This is a genomic window from Streptomyces sp. NPDC048659 (assembly GCF_040650575.1).
GTDB lineage: Bacteria > Actinomycetota > Actinomycetes > Streptomycetales > Streptomycetaceae > Streptomyces.
The window spans coordinates 1-16,133 of record NZ_JBEZHM010000105.1 but is presented as its reverse complement, the minus strand read 5'-3'; the positions used below and the strand labels follow the sequence as shown (position 1 = coordinate 16,133).

General features: G+C 73.4%; 22 protein-coding genes. 3 read left to right on the top strand and 19 right to left on the bottom strand.

The window, feature by feature from the left end; translation table 11 throughout:
* Positions 1 to 1,784 (bottom strand): MobF family relaxase (mobF, locus tag AB0C99_RS38480; RefSeq protein ID WP_362484991.1); only part of this gene is annotated, 1,784 nt, incomplete at its 3' end.
* A 294-nt stretch (positions 1,785 to 2,078) separates the two neighbouring features.
* Between mobF and AB0C99_RS38475 the strand changes: the two genes are divergently transcribed.
* Both AB0C99_RS38475 and AB0C99_RS38470 read left to right on the top strand, forming a co-directional pair.
* Positions 2,079 to 2,432, top strand: coding sequence for a hypothetical protein (locus tag AB0C99_RS38475; protein WP_362484990.1), 354 nt, complete (start codon positions 2,079 to 2,081; stop codon positions 2,430 to 2,432).
* A 42-nt stretch (positions 2,433 to 2,474) separates the two neighbouring features.
* A complete protein-coding gene (locus tag AB0C99_RS38470) occupies positions 2,475 to 3,167 on the top strand; it encodes a hypothetical protein (RefSeq protein WP_362484989.1) in 693 nt (230 codons plus the stop codon).
* A 70-nt stretch (positions 3,168 to 3,237) separates the two neighbouring features.
* Here the strand turns inward: AB0C99_RS38470 and AB0C99_RS38465 are convergent, their stop codons facing one another.
* The 18 genes from AB0C99_RS38465 to AB0C99_RS38380 form a co-directional block, all read right to left on the bottom strand.
* Entirely contained in the window at positions 3,238 to 4,116 is an 879-nt protein-coding gene (locus AB0C99_RS38465; RefSeq protein ID WP_362484986.1) for a hypothetical protein, read from the bottom strand.
* A 115-nt stretch (positions 4,117 to 4,231) separates the two neighbouring features.
* Positions 4,232 to 4,873 carry a plasmid partition protein gene (locus AB0C99_RS38460; RefSeq protein ID WP_228874046.1) on the bottom strand — a complete coding sequence of 214 codons (642 nt, stop codon included), beginning with the start codon at positions 4,871 to 4,873 and terminating at the stop codon, positions 4,232 to 4,234.
* Between the two features lie 236 nt (positions 4,874 to 5,109).
* Positions 5,110 to 5,541 (bottom strand): NUDIX hydrolase, encoded by a 432-nt coding sequence (locus AB0C99_RS38455; protein WP_362484984.1) that lies wholly within the window; start codon positions 5,539 to 5,541, stop codon positions 5,110 to 5,112.
* 80 nt (positions 5,542 to 5,621) lie between these two features.
* Positions 5,622 to 6,743 carry a DNA polymerase III subunit beta gene (gene dnaN, locus AB0C99_RS38450; RefSeq protein WP_362484982.1) on the bottom strand — a complete coding sequence of 374 codons (1,122 nt, stop codon included), beginning with the start codon at positions 6,741 to 6,743 and terminating at the stop codon, positions 5,622 to 5,624.
* Between the two features lie 107 nt (positions 6,744 to 6,850).
* Positions 6,851 to 7,327 carry a hypothetical protein gene (locus AB0C99_RS38445; protein ID WP_362484980.1) on the bottom strand — a complete coding sequence of 159 codons (477 nt, stop codon included), beginning with the start codon at positions 7,325 to 7,327 and terminating at the stop codon, positions 6,851 to 6,853.
* Positions 7,328 to 7,329: 2 nt separating this feature from the next.
* On the bottom strand, positions 7,330 to 8,148 hold the full coding sequence (locus tag AB0C99_RS38440) for a histone-like nucleoid-structuring protein Lsr2 (protein ID WP_362484978.1): 819 nt from the start codon (positions 8,146 to 8,148) through the stop codon (positions 7,330 to 7,332).
* A 9-nt stretch (positions 8,149 to 8,157) separates the two neighbouring features.
* Complete coding sequence (locus tag AB0C99_RS38435) at positions 8,158 to 8,679, bottom strand: WhiB family transcriptional regulator (RefSeq protein ID WP_362484976.1); 522 nt, start codon at positions 8,677 to 8,679, stop codon at positions 8,158 to 8,160.
* Positions 8,676 to 9,140: a hypothetical protein gene (locus AB0C99_RS38430; RefSeq protein WP_362484974.1), complete on the bottom strand. Its 465-nt coding sequence runs from the start codon at positions 9,138 to 9,140 to the stop codon at positions 8,676 to 8,678. Before AB0C99_RS38430 ends, AB0C99_RS38435 begins: the two co-directional genes overlap by 4 nt.
* On the bottom strand, positions 9,137 to 9,820 hold the full coding sequence (locus AB0C99_RS38425) for a GGDEF domain-containing protein (RefSeq protein WP_362484972.1): 684 nt from the start codon (positions 9,818 to 9,820) through the stop codon (positions 9,137 to 9,139). Before AB0C99_RS38425 ends, AB0C99_RS38430 begins: the two co-directional genes overlap by 4 nt.
* A gap of 91 nt (positions 9,821 to 9,911) precedes the next feature.
* Positions 9,912 to 10,217 carry a hypothetical protein gene (locus AB0C99_RS38420; protein ID WP_362484971.1) on the bottom strand — a complete coding sequence of 102 codons (306 nt, stop codon included), beginning with the start codon at positions 10,215 to 10,217 and terminating at the stop codon, positions 9,912 to 9,914.
* A 168-nt stretch (positions 10,218 to 10,385) separates the two neighbouring features.
* A complete protein-coding gene (locus AB0C99_RS38415) occupies positions 10,386 to 10,922 on the bottom strand; it encodes a hypothetical protein (RefSeq protein ID WP_362484969.1) in 537 nt (178 codons plus the stop codon).
* The gene (locus tag AB0C99_RS38410; protein WP_362484968.1) at positions 10,919 to 11,296 is read right to left on the bottom strand and encodes a hypothetical protein; all 378 of its coding nucleotides are present in this window, start codon (positions 11,294 to 11,296) and stop codon (positions 10,919 to 10,921) included. Before AB0C99_RS38410 ends, AB0C99_RS38415 begins: the two co-directional genes overlap by 4 nt.
* Before the next feature lie 96 nt (positions 11,297 to 11,392).
* Positions 11,393 to 12,235: a hypothetical protein gene (locus AB0C99_RS38405; protein WP_362484965.1), complete on the bottom strand. Its 843-nt coding sequence runs from the start codon at positions 12,233 to 12,235 to the stop codon at positions 11,393 to 11,395.
* A gap of 93 nt (positions 12,236 to 12,328) precedes the next feature.
* Entirely contained in the window at positions 12,329 to 13,312 is a 984-nt protein-coding gene (locus AB0C99_RS38400) for an AAA family ATPase (RefSeq protein WP_362484963.1), read from the bottom strand.
* A 146-nt stretch (positions 13,313 to 13,458) separates the two neighbouring features.
* Positions 13,459 to 13,770, bottom strand: coding sequence for a hypothetical protein (locus tag AB0C99_RS38395; RefSeq protein ID WP_362484961.1), 312 nt, complete (start codon positions 13,768 to 13,770; stop codon positions 13,459 to 13,461).
* Between the two features lie 117 nt (positions 13,771 to 13,887).
* The gene (locus tag AB0C99_RS38390; RefSeq protein ID WP_362484959.1) at positions 13,888 to 14,544 is read right to left on the bottom strand and encodes a hypothetical protein; all 657 of its coding nucleotides are present in this window, start codon (positions 14,542 to 14,544) and stop codon (positions 13,888 to 13,890) included.
* A 119-nt stretch (positions 14,545 to 14,663) separates the two neighbouring features.
* Positions 14,664 to 15,176, bottom strand: a complete 513-nt coding sequence (locus tag AB0C99_RS38385) for a hypothetical protein (RefSeq protein ID WP_362484958.1) — start codon at positions 15,174 to 15,176, stop codon at positions 14,664 to 14,666.
* A 17-nt stretch (positions 15,177 to 15,193) separates the two neighbouring features.
* The gene (locus tag AB0C99_RS38380) at positions 15,194 to 15,622 is read right to left on the bottom strand and encodes an RRQRL motif-containing zinc-binding protein (protein WP_362484956.1); all 429 of its coding nucleotides are present in this window, start codon (positions 15,620 to 15,622) and stop codon (positions 15,194 to 15,196) included.
* 134 nt (positions 15,623 to 15,756) lie between these two features.
* Between AB0C99_RS38380 and AB0C99_RS38375 the strand changes: the two genes are divergently transcribed.
* On the top strand, positions 15,757 to 15,987 hold the full coding sequence (locus AB0C99_RS38375; RefSeq protein WP_362484954.1) for a hypothetical protein: 231 nt from the start codon (positions 15,757 to 15,759) through the stop codon (positions 15,985 to 15,987).
* The last annotated feature ends 146 nt before the right edge of the window (positions 15,988 to 16,133 follow it).

Sequence of the window (16,133 nt, the reverse complement as noted above, 5' to 3'; positions counted from 1 at the left end):
AGATCGAGGGCTTCCACGTCCGTGCGGGACTTCCGCAGGGCCCGCAGCGCCGTCATGTCGATCGCGTCCCCGCGACCGGCTTCCGGCTCCTGGTCGTCGTGCTCGGGGTCGGCTGGCTCGGGCGCGAGCAGCTGCTCGGGCATCGCTGCCTGCTGGTGGGCGACGACGTCGTACGCCCGGCCCCGCACGGCGGCGGTCGTGGTGGTGCGCAGCTTCTCCCGCACCACCGCACCGGCGAGGACGGCACGGTCGTACTGGAGCGGGATGCGCGGGATCTCCCACTCCCCCGCATCCTGGCCCGGCGGCCGGAGCGCAGCCGGCTCGCCGGGATCGGCCGGGGGCTGCCGGTCCGGGTCGGGCGCGGGAGTGGGTGGGCGGGGCCGGGCGGGGAGGTCGGCCAGGTCCCACCGGGCGGTGTAGAGGCGGTAGTCCGCCAGCAGGCCGATGGTGGTTGTCGGCTCGCTGATGTCCAGGCAGTGGGTGGAGATGGCGGCGGCCACGATCTCCTCGTCCAGGCCGGGGTCGCGGCGGCGGCCGCGCAGGACCAGGGCGAGGTGGCGGCGGGCTTCGGCGAGCAGGTGCCGACGGTGGAAGCGGCCGCCGTCGTTCATCACGAACACCGTCGCGGTGACGTCGACGGCCGCCAGGGCGACGTCGACCACGGCCGCGACGCGGGCCCGGATCGCGGCGGCCGCGGCGCGGGCGTGCTCGAGGAGGTTGGTGATGACGTCGGCGGCGACCTTGGAGGTGAGGATGGCGCTCACCTTCCACCAGGCGCGCAGCTGCGCGAGCGGCTGGGTCTTCCGCTTGGGCGGGCGGGTCTTGCGGGCGGCGATCTGGTTCATCTTGGCGCGGGCCCGCTCGGAGACCACGGGCAGGAACTTCAGCTCGCCGTCGTCGTCGACGGCGGTGACGTACTCGTGCTCCAGCTCGGCGAGGCAGGCGGCGATCTGGTCGCTGCGCCGGGCAGTCCAGCGGATCAGCTCGTGCGGCACCCCGGCAATCTCCATCACCGGCCGGCGCCCCGGGGTGACGATCCGCGGCTCGGTCGCCAGCCCCAGCGCCTCGCAGACCTCCGCGGCCACGAGCTCGTTGTAGAGCGCGGAGGCCGCCACGGTGTTCTCGTGCAGGGCCGTGGTGTGGATCGAGCCCCACTTACCGTCCAAACGCTGCCCCTTCACGCTCAGAAGAAGATGGTCATGGAGCAAGGGCCGCCCGGAACGAGCCTCGTAGTGGCGGAAGCGGGCGGCGACCAGACCGCCGGGCGGCCGGACCCGGTAGATGCCGTCCTTGCCGTACCGGATCACCGCGACCTCGTCCTCGATCCACTCCAGCACCCGTACGATCGCCCGCTCGTGCGCGGCCTCGATCAGCCGCCCGGTCTCCTCATCCCCGAACGCCCACAGGAGGTAGATCGTCGGCTGCGGACGGAACACGAAGTCCACCCCGGTGACCATCACACGGCGTCCGAGGGCGCCTGCCTTGAACGCCTTCTTCGGGGAGTCGCCCGCGGCGAGCCGCTCGGCCTCGATCCGGTCCGCGTCCGGGTGGCGGCCCCGCTCGCCGAAGAGGTTCCGCAGCTGCGCCTCGGTGACCTCCTCACCCGGTGCGAGTCCGAGCGCGGCAAGTCCCCGGCCCATCCATCGCCCGACCGGGACACCGGCCTGCTCCTGGGCCTCGCGCAGCGGCGTGCGCGCCGGGCGGCGGCCGTCGCCGACGACGGTCTCGCGGAAGAAGTAGCGGTACATCTGACCGGCCCGGATCACCCTGATATCCACTGTCATGCAGACCACGCCACACGGCTCTGACCTGCAAGAAAAGGCCGATCAGCCCGGCGTCCCGCCAGGCGGGAGCAGCGGCCGAACTTTCTTCTCAGGTGCCCGTCGGGCGGGAAGCGGCACCGGGCCGGACGCGAATGTCATCGCTCTCCGGCAGCCCTCACACCCCGACCCGAACGACACCAGCAAGCACCACTGAGCACCACCACGTGCCAAGGAAGACGCACCACCAACGAGCACCGCCTACACAGCCCCCGGCACCCGCCGGGGGCTTCGTCGTGCTGCCCGGAGGACACCACCGTGCCCACCTTCGAGACCTGCCCCCGCTTCACCGCCGACCTCCAGCACCTCACCCCCGCCCAGCGCCGGCGCTTCCGCCGCGTCGTCCTGGACGCCTTCGTGCCGGACCTGCGCACCGGCCGCCAGTTCCGCCCCGGCTTACGGATCAAGGGCGTCCGCTGCGCGCCGGGCGTCTACGAGCTCACCTGGGCGCCGGACGGCCGCGCCACGTGGTCGTACGGCCGGGCGGTCGTCGCCGGGCTCCCCCACATCGTGTGGCACCGGATCGGGACGCACAGCATCCTGGACCGGCCCCTGGCCGAAGGCCGTCGTACGGGCCCGGGGATGGAGCGGATCACGGACGTCATCATGTGATCAGCGCGCACCACCTCGCGCGGTCACATCGTTGGGCGGGACATGAAGCTGACTACCGGGCCGGGCAAGGTCGAGGCACTGGCGGAGGAGGCAGTCGTCGCGGCGTGCACGCTGGCCGACGCCGCCGGCCCATCGTGCTGGAGCGCGGACGCGGTGGAGGACGTGGCCGCCGCCCTCGAGGTCCTAGCCGGTGCGCTCGCCCAGCTCGATCCCGAGTGCGCGGAGATCCTCTCCGTCGTGCCGATCGCCGCGGCCGCCGTCGTCGAGCGCGCCGAACAGGCCGCAGCCGGGACGAGCGAAGCCGTCGACGGCAGGGCGACGGCCGGGACGAGCGCGGCGCTGCGCCAGGCACTCGCCGCGCACGGTCTGACCCGGCACCGTGTCCACCAGCTCGGTGCCGCACTGGTCACCGTGACGCTGGACGCTCCCGAGGCGCAGGCCCTGGCCGTACTCCTCAGCCGACGCGAGACCCTCCCCCGGCAAGCGCAGCAGGGAGACGATGACGGCTGGGGCGCCGGGCCGGCGGAGACCGCGGCCGCCGCACTCGCCGATGCCCTCCGCGCACACGGCACCGGCGCCTACGCGCGGGTCCTTGCCTCGGGGCAGGTGAGCGCCGGCCTCACCCCGCAGGCGGCCCAGGCGGTGATCGCGGCTCTCACCGCCCGGCCCGTTGTTGCAGCGCGCGGCAAGCGGCGGGGGCTTGGTCCGGGGTTCAAGGGTGTCGCCTCACGCTGACCGCCCGAGCTGCTGCCGCCAAAAATCGCGGGACTTCCCCAATTGGGGAAGTCCCGCTCAACAGCAGGGGTCAGTCCTCAACCAGCTCTGCGTCGACGATGCCGTCCTCGTCGACGGCGTCAGCGTCGGCGTTGCCATCGGGGGCGGCGTCGGCGTCGACCTTCACCTTGCTGAGGATCCGGCCGATGCGGCGGATGGCGTCCTGCTGCCGCTGGGCTTCTTCGCTGCTACGGGCCTTACGTGCGGCCTTGTCCTCCGTGGCGTTCTCGATTGCCTGCCGCGCCACGTTCAGCAGCTCGAGTGCTCCGTCTACGGGGTCTGAGCTCCGGCTGGGCACACCGCCCTGCTCAGGTTTCGTTTCGGTCCGCTGCGTGGGCATCACCGGTTCGGGTGCGGTCGTCCAGGCGGCGCTGATGGCCTGGCTGCGCTCCGCCGGGTCGGAGACTCCCTTGGCGGCCGCCACCGCCTTCTTCACTCGCTGCTGAACCTGGTTGGCTACAAGCCGGACCCCGCCTGACTGGTGAGCCCAGTACAGCTCGACGTAGGCACGCGCGGCCTCTTCGTCGCTGGTGCGCTCCGCGTACGGCTGAAGCTTTCGCAGGTGGCTGTCGGGCAGGGGCCGGCCGAGTTCCTTCTGCACGGTCTGCGCCAGGCGCCAGGTCTTCTGGAGGCGATCCGCCTCGCTGGTCGACAGGCCGTCGTGTTCCTGCTGGAGGTACTGCTCCCAGGTGCGGGTGCCGTCGCCGCGGTACAGCCGGCGCCTGCGGACCACTTCCAGGGAGTAGCCGAGCATCCAGCGGGCCGTGCGGGCGTTGTCGACGGCGCGGTGGGCCTCGGCGAGGAGACGCTGTTCTTGCTCGTCGAGCGGGCCGTTCGCGGTCTCCGGCGTGGCGTCCACGTCGGGGAAGGTCAGGCCCCAGTGCTCCATCGTGAAGGGCTGGGCGCGCATCTGCGGAGGTTCGGCGGGCCGGTCCGGCACGGCCAGGCTCTCCGCCGCAGGGCTCGCGCTGCCAGCGGGAGGCTGCTGGGTTCCCTTGCCGGCCGCCGCACGGAAGTCACGGCGCTTAGACACTCTTGATCAGCCCCCGGTCCTGCAGCTCGGTGACCAGCTGTCCGAACGGCCCTCGGGCCGCGTTTTCCACCGGGAAACCGGTGGCCTGCTTGATGTCGTCCAGGACCGGGATCTTCACCGTGAGCACGTTGTAGTCGTCGTCGGCGAGCAGGCCCCGGATCTCCTTCTCGCTCCGAACGTTGGGGCGGACTCGGTTGAGGAGCACCCACATCGGCGGGGCCGTACGTGAGGGCCTGTCGAACGCGGAGCGGCCGACCATCGTCTTGACCGGGGTGGAGGTGCGCGGCTGATGGACGCGCTGGTAGTCGGCCATCGACGGTTCCATGTGGATGAGGACCAGGTCGGCGACCTTGAGCACGCTGTCTGCGATGTGCGGGTGGTTCTCGGTGTGGCCGACGTCGACGATGTCGATCCCGGCTTCCCCGAGCGGGGTGTACTCCTCGGCGAACTTCGCGGAGGCGTTGTGCTTCACGGGGAAGGGGAAGCCGGCGAGCTCGGACCACTGAGTGAGGTGCTCGGATTCGTCCGCGTCCCACAGCTGCACGCGGTATCCAGCCTCGTGGAATGCGTGTCCCATCATGCCGGTGTCGGTCGTCTTGCCCATGCTTCGTGGGCTGATGTTGGCGATGAGCACGGCGCGGCTCTCTCCTCATGCAGTGGCTACGTTCCGCAAGATGCTGCCACGTCTCTCCCCTGCGTAGTGACCGGCACCACGTCACAAAGCGCTGCCCGGTGATCCGGCGAGCGCCAACTGGCACGAGCGCGAGGGCTGTAGAAGATCGAGCCGGAAACAAAAAAGGCCCGTACCCCGCCGGATCGGCGAGGCACGGGCCGTATTGCTGCTGGGCAGCGGGGTGCGGGCGCGGTGGGTCAGCGGGCGGGGCGCAGGACGGCGCGGAGGATGTCGGCGTGGTCGAACGCGAGCGCCTGGGGCAGGTCGGTCAGGGGCCACCAGCGGGCGTCGCGGGCGTCGTCTCCGGCGGTGGCCTGGGTGCCGGCGGGGACGGTGGCGAGGTAGGTGACGGTGACGTACCGGCCGCGCGGGTCGCGGTCGGGCTGGTCCCAGACGCCGACCAGGCGCAGCTCGTCCTCGGCGACGCGGACGCCGGTCTCCTCCTCCAGCTCGCGGACGGCCGCCTGGAGGCCGGTCTCCCCGTGATCGACATGTCCGCCCGGGAGCGCCCAGTGGCCTTCGTAGGGGTCCCAGCCGCGCTTGATGAGCAGGACGCGGTCGTCTTCGGTGACGGCGACGACGTCGGCGGTGTAGCGGATGGTCGCGTGGTTCTCGTGGGTGTCGGTCATGGTCGGCTCCTTGAAGGGGTGCTCGTGGGGATCGGGGCGGGTGGAACGGGGGCCGGGGCGGGCCCGGCCCCTGGGGCGGGTCAGTCGGTCTGGCGGATCGGCATGAGGAGGTAGCGCAGGGCCTGGTCGTCGCTGCTGTGGCCGCGCAGGACGGCGGGCTTGGTGGGCGAGGTGAAGCCGAAGGTCACGGCCTCGGTCGTCAGCGCGCTCAGCCCGTCGAGGAGGAAGGTCGGGTTGAAGGAGATGGCGAGCTCGGCGCCGTCGAGGGCGGTGTCGACGGCGTCGAGGGCCTGGGCGTCGTCGCCGGTGCCGCTCTCCAGCGCGAGGGTGCCGTCGCCGGTGAAGGTGAGCCGGACCGGGCCGTCCTTCTTCGGCGAGACGAGGGCGACGCGCTGGACGGCGGCCTTGAGGGCGGCGATCTCCACGGTGGCGGTGTGGGCGAACTCGGTGGGGAACAGCGAGGCGTACTTGGGCAGCTCGCCGTTCAGGGAGCGGATGGTGGTGGTGTGGTGCTCGCCGTGCAGGGCGAACAGGCCGTTACTGTCGGCCGGGAGGACGAGGTCGACGGTGGCGCCGTCGGCGGCGGCCTTGGCGGCGTCGAGGAGGGCGCGGCCGGGGATGACCGTGTTGGTGTCGGGGAGGTGGGCGTCCTTCCACGGCAGGGTGCGTACGGCGTAGCGGTAGCGGTCGGTGGCGGACAGGGTGAGGGTGCCGGCCTCGTGGTCGTGGCGCAGGCCGACGCCGTTGAGGACCGGGAGGGCCTCCTCGCGGCTGACGGCGCAGGCGACCTGGGCGACAGCTTCGGCGAAGGCCGGGGCGGACAGGGTGCCGGTGATGTCGCCGGGCTCGGGGAGGGCGGGGTATTCCTCCAGGGGCAGCAGCGGCAGGGTGAAGCGGGCGGAGCCGGCGCGGACAGTGAGGCGGGTGCCGTCGAGGTCGAGGTGGACGTCGTCGCGGAGGGCGGCGGTGATGTCGGCCAGCAGCCGTCCGGGGACCAGGGCGCGGCCGGGCGTGGTGACGGCGGCCGGGACGGTGGTGTCGGCGGAGACCTCGTAGTCGAAGGCGCGGATGCGCAGGCGCTCGTCGCCGGTGGCGTCCAGGAGCAGGCCGGCCAGGACGGGGGCGGGGGGCCGGGAGGGCAGGGTGCGGGCGGCGTAGCTGACGGCTGCGGCGAGGTCGGCGTGGTCGATGCGGAGCTTCACAAGAGGTGTCCCTTCGGGCGCGGGTGAGGTCGAGGAGCAGCTGCGCGGCCGCCGGGGCGGGGCCGCCGGTGGTCTCGGGCGGCCCCGCCCCGCGCGGGGGTGCGGATTCAGGGGCTGGGCGGCGGGCTGCCGGTCTCGTGGGCGTGGATCAGGTCGGTGATGGCGTCCGCGTTCTCGGCAGTGCCGACCCAGGCGCCGGACTCCGTGAAGACCGGGACGGTGTCCACGGCAGGGTCGAAGACGACGAGGTAGGGGCCGTAGCGGTCGAGGACCATCTCGGCGAGGCCCCGGGCGGGCGCGGGGGCCAGGAGCTCCAGGGCGTCGACGTCCATCCGCGGGCCGGTCTCGGTGTGCGGGCCGGGCAGGACGAGGTGGCCGCCGACGCGCAGCAGGTCGCCAGGCCGCATCAGGTTGATCAGCGCGTGCGCGAGGTGCGGGTCGGCGGTGCGGCAGGCGAAGACGGTCTCGTCGGCGGCGTCGTCGGTGGGCGAGGAGATCACCCGGAAGCGGGCGGTCAGGCCGTCGTCGCCGGGGACGGGGAGCTCGTCGAGGTAGCCGTCGAGGACCAGGGGTATCGCGGTCATCGTCAGCTCGCCTTCCGGGCCGGGGTCGCCGGGTGGGCGGCGGCGTACTTGTCCAGGACCGTCTTGCTCGGCAGACCCCGGTCGGCGACCTGGTGGCCGTTGGCGCGCGCCCAGGTCCGGATCGCGGCGAGTTCCTCGCGGCTGTAGGCGCCGCTGGTGCCGGTGCGGATCGGGGTGGGCGCGGCGATGGCGGCCGGGCTGCGGGTGCCGGCCTTCACGGCCCGCAGCTCCTGCTCCGCCTGCTCCAGCGCCTCGCGGGCCTTGGCGACGCGGGCCTCCGCCTCGCGCTGCGCGGCCTCGCTGTCGCGGCGGGCGGACAGCTCGGTGAGGGCGGCGGTGATGCGGGCGGCGCTCTTACGGACCGAGGCGGCCGGGTGCGCGGCCGCCCACTCGATCAGCTCCTGGAGGGCGTCGGAGCCCGACAGCGGGACGACGGGCACGTCGATCACCGGGGTGACCAAGGCGTCGGCGCGGGGCAGTTCGAGGACCTGGTCGGCGATGAGGTCGCTCAGTTCGGCCTCGGTCAGGCCGGTGGTCTCGCGGATGTCCTGCTCGCTGGCGCCGTCGGCGTGCATCGACAGCGCGACGGACTGGTGCGCGGAAAGGGTGCCGGTGGTGGTCGTCATGGTGGCGGGTTCTCCGGTTTCCGGGAGCGGGTGGGTGGTGGCGGGCAGTCCGAGGACATCCAGGAGGAGCGCGAGGTCGGTGCTGTCGCGGGCGTTCCGCGCGACGGTCCGCGCGGCGGCGGCGCGCTCGGGCGCCGGGCTGGGGTTCACGGCCAGCGCTCCGGCCTGGGCGCTGACGGTCAGTTCGGTGAACACGGGCGCCTCCTACGCGGCCTTGAGGCCGGCCTCGAGCCGGGAGCGGTTGAGCCGCTGCTCCTCGGCGGTGAGCCGCGGCAGCACGTGGAGGGGGCCGTGGAGTTCGCGGTCGAGGTGGACGATGCGGGCCTGGGACACGGGCAGCGGGGTGTGCCGGGCGGCCTCGGCCCGCTCGCGGCGGGCCTGGTCCCGGGCGGCCAGGACGTCGACCCAGTCGGGTCCGAGCCGGTCGGTCAGGCGGCGGCGCAGGACGCGGCGCTGGGCGGGAGTGGTGCCCGCGAAGACGTTCTCCACGGTGAGCGTCTTGTTGACCAGCGCCCACCGCAGGCAGGCGGTGACGACCGGGCAGGCGGAGCAGGAACGCCGCGCCTGCTCCAGCCTCTTGTGCGCCGCCTGCTTCGTGTCGCCGCTGAGGTCGCCGAAGCCGAGGTCGAACAGGGCCGGGTCTCGGCGGCAGCGGGTCGGGGCGGAGGTGTGCGGGAAGGGGAAGCGGGGGTCGGGTGCGGGGTCGGTGGGGTGGGTGCGGCTCATGACGCGGACTCCGGGGTGAGCTGGGGGAGCTGGAGGCGGACCTGGTCGACGAGGGCTTGCGTCGGCTTCCACGCGCCGAGCTGCCCGCGGACGGTGGGGATCGGCAGCGGGAGTTCGTGGACGTCGGCCAGGACCAGGTGCCAGGCATCGGTCTGGGCCCAGGGGGAGCAGGGCGGGGTGCCGGCCGGGTCCTGGTGGCAGTCGGTCAGGCGGGCGATGCCGATGACGGCGCCGGTGTGCAGGTCGCGGCCGCGGATCGCGGTGGCGACCAGCGGGTCCCTCAGCAGGGCGGGGGCGGGCTTCGCCTTCCCGGCGTGCAGGAGGAGCCAGCCGCGCCACGGCCAGTGCACGGGCCGGTTCTCGATGGTCTTCCCGGCAAGGACGCAGGTAGCCCAGGGCTGGCGGATCGTGATGCCCCGCACCCAGGCGCCCGGGTCGGCGGGAAGGGTGGGGTTGCTCATGCGGCACGCTCCAGCGCGGTGCCGGGGCGGCCCTGCCGGCGGCCGTTGACGGTCGGCGTCTGGAGGTCCTCGATCTCCGCCCAGCCGTAGTGGCCGGAGTGCTTGGTGCGGTACATCGAGACGTCCGCGCCGCGCATCAGGGCGGGCAGGGCGTGGATGCCGAGGTAGTCGGGGACGGCGGCGCCGACCGACGCGGCGACCGCGACGGGCCCGGCCTCGGTGGGCACGGGTTCGTGCAGAACGTCCACGAGGGCCTGGAGGTGCTGCCCGATCGCGTCCTCGCCGACGAGGGCGTCCGTGCGGGTGGCAACGGCGAACTCGTCTCCGCCCAGGCGGCCGACGACTCCGTGGGGTCCGGCCCAGCGGGCGAGGCGCTCGCCGGTCGCGGCGAGCGCGGCGTCGCCAACGGCGTGACCGTGGGTGTCGTTCAGACCCTTGAAGTGGTCGAGGTCGACCAGGCAGAGCAGGGAGTCCTGCCGGTGGCGGGCGAGGAGGCGCTGGGCGCGGCGCTCGAACGCGGCGCGGCGCTGGGCGCCGGTCAGCGGGTCGCGGCGCTCGGCCGCGAGGCGCCGGTGGAGCGTGAGGGCGTGGAGGGTCCAGCCGGTGAGCGGGACCGCGAGGGTGGTGATGAGGAGAGCGCGCTGCCCGATCGGGCCCGGAACGCGCGTGACGGGGGCCATACTTGGATCTCCCTCTCGTCTCGTACGGGATGGGTGGCCCGGGGCAGGCGAACTGGTTTGGACGCCGAGGTGCGCCTGTCCCGGGGCGGAGCTACAGCGCGAAGTGGCTGCGGGGCGTGCAGCTGAGCGGGTTGTGCCAGGGGCCGGCCTTCGCGGCCGTCCACTCCATCTGCCAGCCGGGCCGCAGCCCGGCCGCTCCCCAGCTGTCCGGCTGCTTGCCGGGGACCTCGAGGCCGGCCGTGTGCGCGGCAAGCGCGGCGTCGTACACCTCGTGCGCGCGGCGCAGGGCCGCGGCCGGGGAGTCAGCGACGCCGGTGAAGACGTGCAGCCCCCGCAGAGCCGGGTTGGCGGTGTCGTGTATCGGGACGTCTACCTCGTAGAACTCGCGGTTCGGCATGACGACCCATCTCCTTCCTTGCCTGGTGCGTGAGGGGCCACCGCGCCGTCCCGGCCTCGGCGGCTGGGGCGGCGTGGAAGCCCGTCGCGGTCACGACGGGGAGCGACGGGGGCTGTTCCGGCCCGGGGGCGGCGGGCCGGAACGGTTGCGCTCGCGGGCGCAGGGCGGTCAGTAGCCGCGGTGGTCGTCGACGACGTCGGCCGTCTCGACCATCTGGGCGACCAGGCGGTAGATCTCGCGCGCGGCGTCCCGGACGGGCTGCCGGCGGATCAGCTGGGCGGCGAACTGGGTGCTCTTCTCGGCGAGCTCGCTCGCCTGGGTCGCGAGGACCTCCTCGGCCTCGGTGTCGCCGGGCTCGGCGGGCAGCTGCGCGAGGAGCTGGTGGACCACGGCGGCCAGGACGGCGCTCGCGTCGGTGAGGTCTCCGGTCGACATCCAGTGCGCGAGGTCCTCGTGCCCGGTCAGGTCCGGGGTGTAGGCGCCGGTTGGCGTGAAGGCGGTGGCGTTCTCCGTCCGCGCCTGCAGGATGATCTGGCCCTGGTACGGGTCGGCGACGATCCTGCGGTCCGTGACGGTGTGCCGGAGGGTGACCGCCCGCTCGCCGGGCCGGGTGGCGGGCACCCAGGCCCCGCCCAGGCGCTGGATCAGGGCGGCGCCGAGGCGCTCCAGCGGATCGGGCCTCATGGCCGGGTCGGTGGTGGTCATCGGGCGCTCCTGTCGGCAGCGGTGGGGGCGTGGTTGTGGGGGCCGGGGTGGCCGATGACGGCGGCGATCTGCCGGGTGGAGAGCAGGTGGCCGGACCGGTCGAGCTGCTGGTGGAGCGCGGTGACCATGGCGTCCCGGCAGCGCAGCCGGGTGACCTCGGCGAGAAGCCAGGCCATGTCGGCCGGGGCGCAGGCGATGAACTCGCCGGCGGGGAGCGGGACGTCGCCGCTGGTGCCGAGGATGGCGACCGGGTGTCCGGTGTGGTCCTCGATCAGCCCGCTGTCGCCGGGGCGCTGGCGCCAGGCGGTGTCGGGCAGGGCGGCGAGGCGGGCCCGGATCTCGGGCAGTCGGTCGACGGAGGGGGCGAGGTGCATGTGGGTGTTCCTCACGCGGGAGAAGAGCGGGCCGGGCCCTTCAGGAGAGGCCCGGCCCGGCGAGAGCCGGAAGGAGGGAGGGGGGCGGAGCGTCCGTCAGGCGCGGTAGACGGGCGGGCGGATGCCAGCGCGCAGCTCGCGGATGATCGAGCAGGGGCCCTTGGTGGCGCAGTACGCGTCGTCGGTGTCCGGCAGGGCGTTGCCCTGGGTGCCCCACATGTCGCGGGCGACCGCGTTCACGACGCGGAGCATCTCGCCGTTGTTGGGGCGGCAGGCGCTGCTCTTGTCGCCGACGCCGTGCCGGTGGGCGCTGATGATGTGCTGGCGGGCCTGGCGGGCGGCCCAGCGGCGGCTGTCGGGGCCGGTGTTCTCGTGCACGTGCCCGCTGTCGTGGAAGGTGTCGAGGTGGCAGGCGGTGCAGTGGTAGGTGACCATCTGCTGCGGCTCGCTGTCGGGAAGCCACTTGCCTTCGAATTCGTAGACGACGACCTCGGCCCCCCGGACCTCGGTGTGGGCGAAGGCGGTGACGAGACCGACGCCGTCGGCGATCGCGCCGCGCTGGGCCTGGTTCCAGAAGGTGCGGGGGATGAAGTCGTCCCAGCCCTTGCCGTGGGGCCACTGCGCGTACATGACGCCCTGCGAGGGGTCGAAGGTCGCCGTGCCGTCGACGTTGTCGCGCTTGTACTGCTCGATCTGCTCGATCGACCCGAAGTAGATCGCGCTGAACTCCTCGGACTCCAGGAAGATCAGCCCGTATCCGTCGCGGGTGTCGTGGCCGTTCTCCCGCAGCATCTCGACCATGTCCTCGTAGCCAGGGTTTCCCGGGGCGATGGTGCCGACGAGGGGCAGCCGGTAGCGGTCGCAGCTGGTGACGTGGGCCGGGTTGGTGTCGCTGACGTTGTGCGCGTTGCCGTACGTGGTGGTGATCGTGATGCTCATGGGTGGGTGTCCTTCCCGGGGTGACAGCGCGCGGCCGGCGCGGGGCGGGTCGCGGCGGGTTGTGGTTGTCCGGCGAGGCGTTGGGGGCGCGGCTTACGCGCGGATCGCGTCCGCGTACTGCGCGTCCAGGTCCGCGCGGTCCTCGAGGTCGTCGGCCTCCTGGTCGTCGTCCTCGTCGGGGCCGCCGTGGACGGTGCAGACGGTGTCCGCGCCGTCGAGGGCGCCGGTGATCGCGTCGAGGAGCGTGGTGACCGAGTGGGCGGGGGTCCAGGCCGGGGCGGTGCACTCGTCGTCGACGGGGCACGCGGTCAGCAGGTCGAAGCCGTAGTCGCCCTCGCCGTCGATGTCCTGGCGCAGGGCGAGGCGGAGGCGGTCGGCGCCGAGGGTGATCTCGGCAACCCGGTCGCCGCCGGCGAGCGTGGAGCCGTCGACCCACCGCCACAGCGGCAGGACCGTGTCCCCGAAGATCCTGCGGACCAGGAGGAGGGAGCCGAGGCCGGAGTGGCCGTCCCAGCCGAGGTCGGCTCGGCGGGCGTCGCTGGCCCGCTGCAGCAGCGGCTCCAGGCGGTGGAGCTGGTCGGCGAAGACCACGTGGTCGAAGCCTTCGGCGCGCAGGCCGGGGAAGGCGGTGACGGCGGCGGCGTGCTGGACGCGGACGGTGTCAGCGGGCACGGCGCGGTCGGGGGTGCGGGCGGTCTGCCGGATGACGCAGAGGGAGACCGGGGTGCCCATGAGGACCGCGACCGTCGGAACGCCGTGGCGGCGGGCGGCCTGCACCAGCCCCGCCCTCACGGCGCGCTCGCAGTTCGTGGCGTCGATGACGGTCGTCTTCTTGCGGGTCAGGCGGGCTTCCAGGACGGTCCGCAGGGCGGCGACGGCGTCGGCTGTGGCGGCCTGGTCTCCGGCCTCGTCCGAGACCATCGCCCGGAACGCGTCGAGCTCCAGCACCTGGGACGGCGACCAGGTAGAGGCGATGGTCGACTTGCCGGAGCCGGAGGCGCCGATCAGGACGACGACGGCCGGGTCGGGGATGGTCGTGTCGAGCGGCTGGAGCGTGGCGGTGAAGGTACGGGCCATGAGCGCGAGTTCTCCTGTCGCGGGGGAGTGGTGCGAGTGCCGGAGGGCGAAGAGCGAGGGCGGCGGTGAGGTGGCCGCTCCGTGCGCCCCGCCCCTCCTCAGTCGTGAGGGGCGGGGCGCACGCGGAGCGGCCTGGGCGGTTCGGGTCAGTCGCCGGCCGCGGTGCGGTACTCCTGCGTCATGTCCCCGACGAGCGGGCGCAGGAGCTCGTGGGCGCGGCGCAGGAACACGTCGCGGGCGGTGCCGTCGGTGCTGTTGAGGGCCTCGTCGAGGTGGGACGAGGCGGTCTCCAGGTCCTCGTGCCCGTTGATGCCGGCCGCCTCGTAGCGCGGGGCGGCGGTGTCGAGCTGGCGGATGAGGGCGGCGAGGTCGGTGGCCGGGGACTCCTGCGCGACGTAGGCGATGTCGGCGGCGTAGCGGCTGATGAGGGTCTCGGCGGTGAGCACGGTGGCGGTCATCGGCGTTCTCCTGCGCGGTGGTGAGGCCGTTGGACGGCCGGGGCCGGGCTGTCCGGTCCTCCGCACCGCCCCCGGACTCCGCGCGGTGCGCGGGCCAGGGGGCGGCACAGGGAGCCGTCAGACCGTGCTCGGCGTCACCGCGTCGAGGTTCTCGGCCGTCTTGCGGGCGCGCGGGGCGAGGTCCTCGAGGATGTCCCGGACGTTGGTGATAGGGACCGGGGTCGGGTCGTCGGCGGTCAGGAGGGTGTAGCGGTGCTCGGGGGTGCCGCGCTCGTTCTCCTCGCGGCTGTAGTGCAGGACCGTGCCGGGGGCGAGGTAGTAGGTGGCCTCGCCGTTGGTGTAGCCGCGCCACCGGCCGGGGTTGTTCAGCAGCTGGTCGCTGAGGTCGATGCGGTAGGCGGCCTGGGCGGCGCGGTGCGCGGCGTCGTCCTCGGCGGCCGCGGTGACCTGGTCGAGCGCCTCGCTCAGGCCGCTCGGTACGGCGACGCCGCGGGCTTCGGCCGCGCGGGTCTGGGCGGCGGCCCGCATGTCGGCGACGTCGGCCTGGGCGAAGCGGCGGCGCAGCGGGGCGAGCACCGCGTCGGCGACCGTGGTGAAGAGGAAGACGCCGCCGAGCGCGACGGCGCCGGTGGCGGCCAGGCGCAGGTCGGCGTCGAAGGTGGCCGGGTAGTAGGTGTAGCCGGCCACGGCGCCACTGACGGCACCGGTCAGCATGGTGACCATGTCGGCGCCGTCGAGCAGGGCCTGGATGGAGCGGCGTACGGATGCGCGCACAGCGGGTTCTCCTTCGGGGAGGGGAGAGGGCGGCCCGCAGAACTGCGGGCCGGTTCAGCGGGGTGGTTCGCCGTGCCCGGCCGGGCGGCACGGGCGGGAGAGAGCGCGGGAGCAGCTGGTTACCGGGTCTTCGCGCCGGTGGTGGCGATCAGGGCGGCGACCGTCTCCCAGCCGTGGTGCCAGGCGGAGTCCAAGTGGAAAGACCCGTTCATGCCGAAGTCCGCGAGCCGGTAGAAACCGCCCTTGCCGGTCTTGGTGGCGAGCTTCTCCAGCAGGCCCTCGCCCGGGACGCGCCGGTCGGCGGCGTAGTGGGTGCCGAAGGAGATGGCGAGGGCGGCCGCGGCGGCGGCCGGGTGGACCCGGATGCCGAGCGCGCGGGCGCCGAGCCCGGCGACGAGCGCCTGCGTGGCCGTGTAGGTCAGGCAGTGCTCCAGGCACGCCTTACGGCCGTCGGCCGTGCCGTGGACCGTCTTCTTCTCGGTGACCGGGTCCTGGTAAGTGACCGGGTGGTCGTCGGAGGCGCCCTTCACCCGGGCGCAGAAGTCGTTCTGAACCCAGAAGTCGCCGGCGGCGCTGGCGGCGCGGGTCAGTCCGAGCAGGGCGGCGAAGACGGCGGGACGGTGAGCAGGCATGAGGTAGTCCTCTCGGGTCAGGCGGCCAGCAGGTGCGGGGCGGGGGGAGCGGTGTAGGAGGCGGGGTCGGCGGGCGTGCCGTCGTGGCACTCCAGGCACGAGCCCAGGGTTTTCAGAGGGAGGCAGTGGAAGTAGCGGCGGCGGCAGGTGCCGCAGGTCTGGCGGGCGGCCATCGCCTTGTCGAGCGCGGCTTCCTTGGCGAGGGTCATCGGGAGCTTGGGCTTGGCCAGGTCGATCCGGTACAGCCACGCGAACCGTCGGCCGCGGCGGCACTCGATGCGGGCGACGGGCTCCTGGCCGCCGGGGCGCAGTCCCATCTCCCTCAGCTGGCGGCGGGTCGCAAGCCCGGGGCCGGCCTGGCGCCACCGGAAGACCGGCAGGGAGCCGTCGCCGGGGTCGTGCGGGTCGACGTCGACCAGGTCCTCGTCGGTGTCGTGGGCGTGCACGGGTGCCTCCCCCGGAGTGAGTGGGTGGTCTCGCTCGGTGCACCACCACCATGCTGTAAAGGGGTTTACTGTGTCAACGAGTTAACAAGCGAAAGACGTTGACAGGCTGGTGGGATGGCTTGATCCTCGTAGGCATGACGAATTCGGATACCTCCGCGCACGTCGGCGTCACGGAGATCGGGGAGATGCTCGGCGTCAGCCGCCAGCGGGCGAACGCCCTTGTGGCCAGGCCGGACTTCCCGCCGTTCCTCGCGCGGACGAAGGCGGGCCGGGTGTGGGAGCGGGCAGCCGTCGAGCAGTGGGAGAAGGGCTGGGACCGTACGAACGTCGGCGGCCGGCCCCCCAGATCCGCCCCGCAGCAGTAGCAGCACAACGACCGGCCTCGAGCCAGAAGCGCGCCGCACGGATCATCCGTGCGGCCCGCCGTCCTCGTGCTCGGCGCCGCGGGCGGCGGTGTCGCCTACACGGCCGTGACCGTCGCGCACGCCGACCGCACCGCGCCGACCGTCGC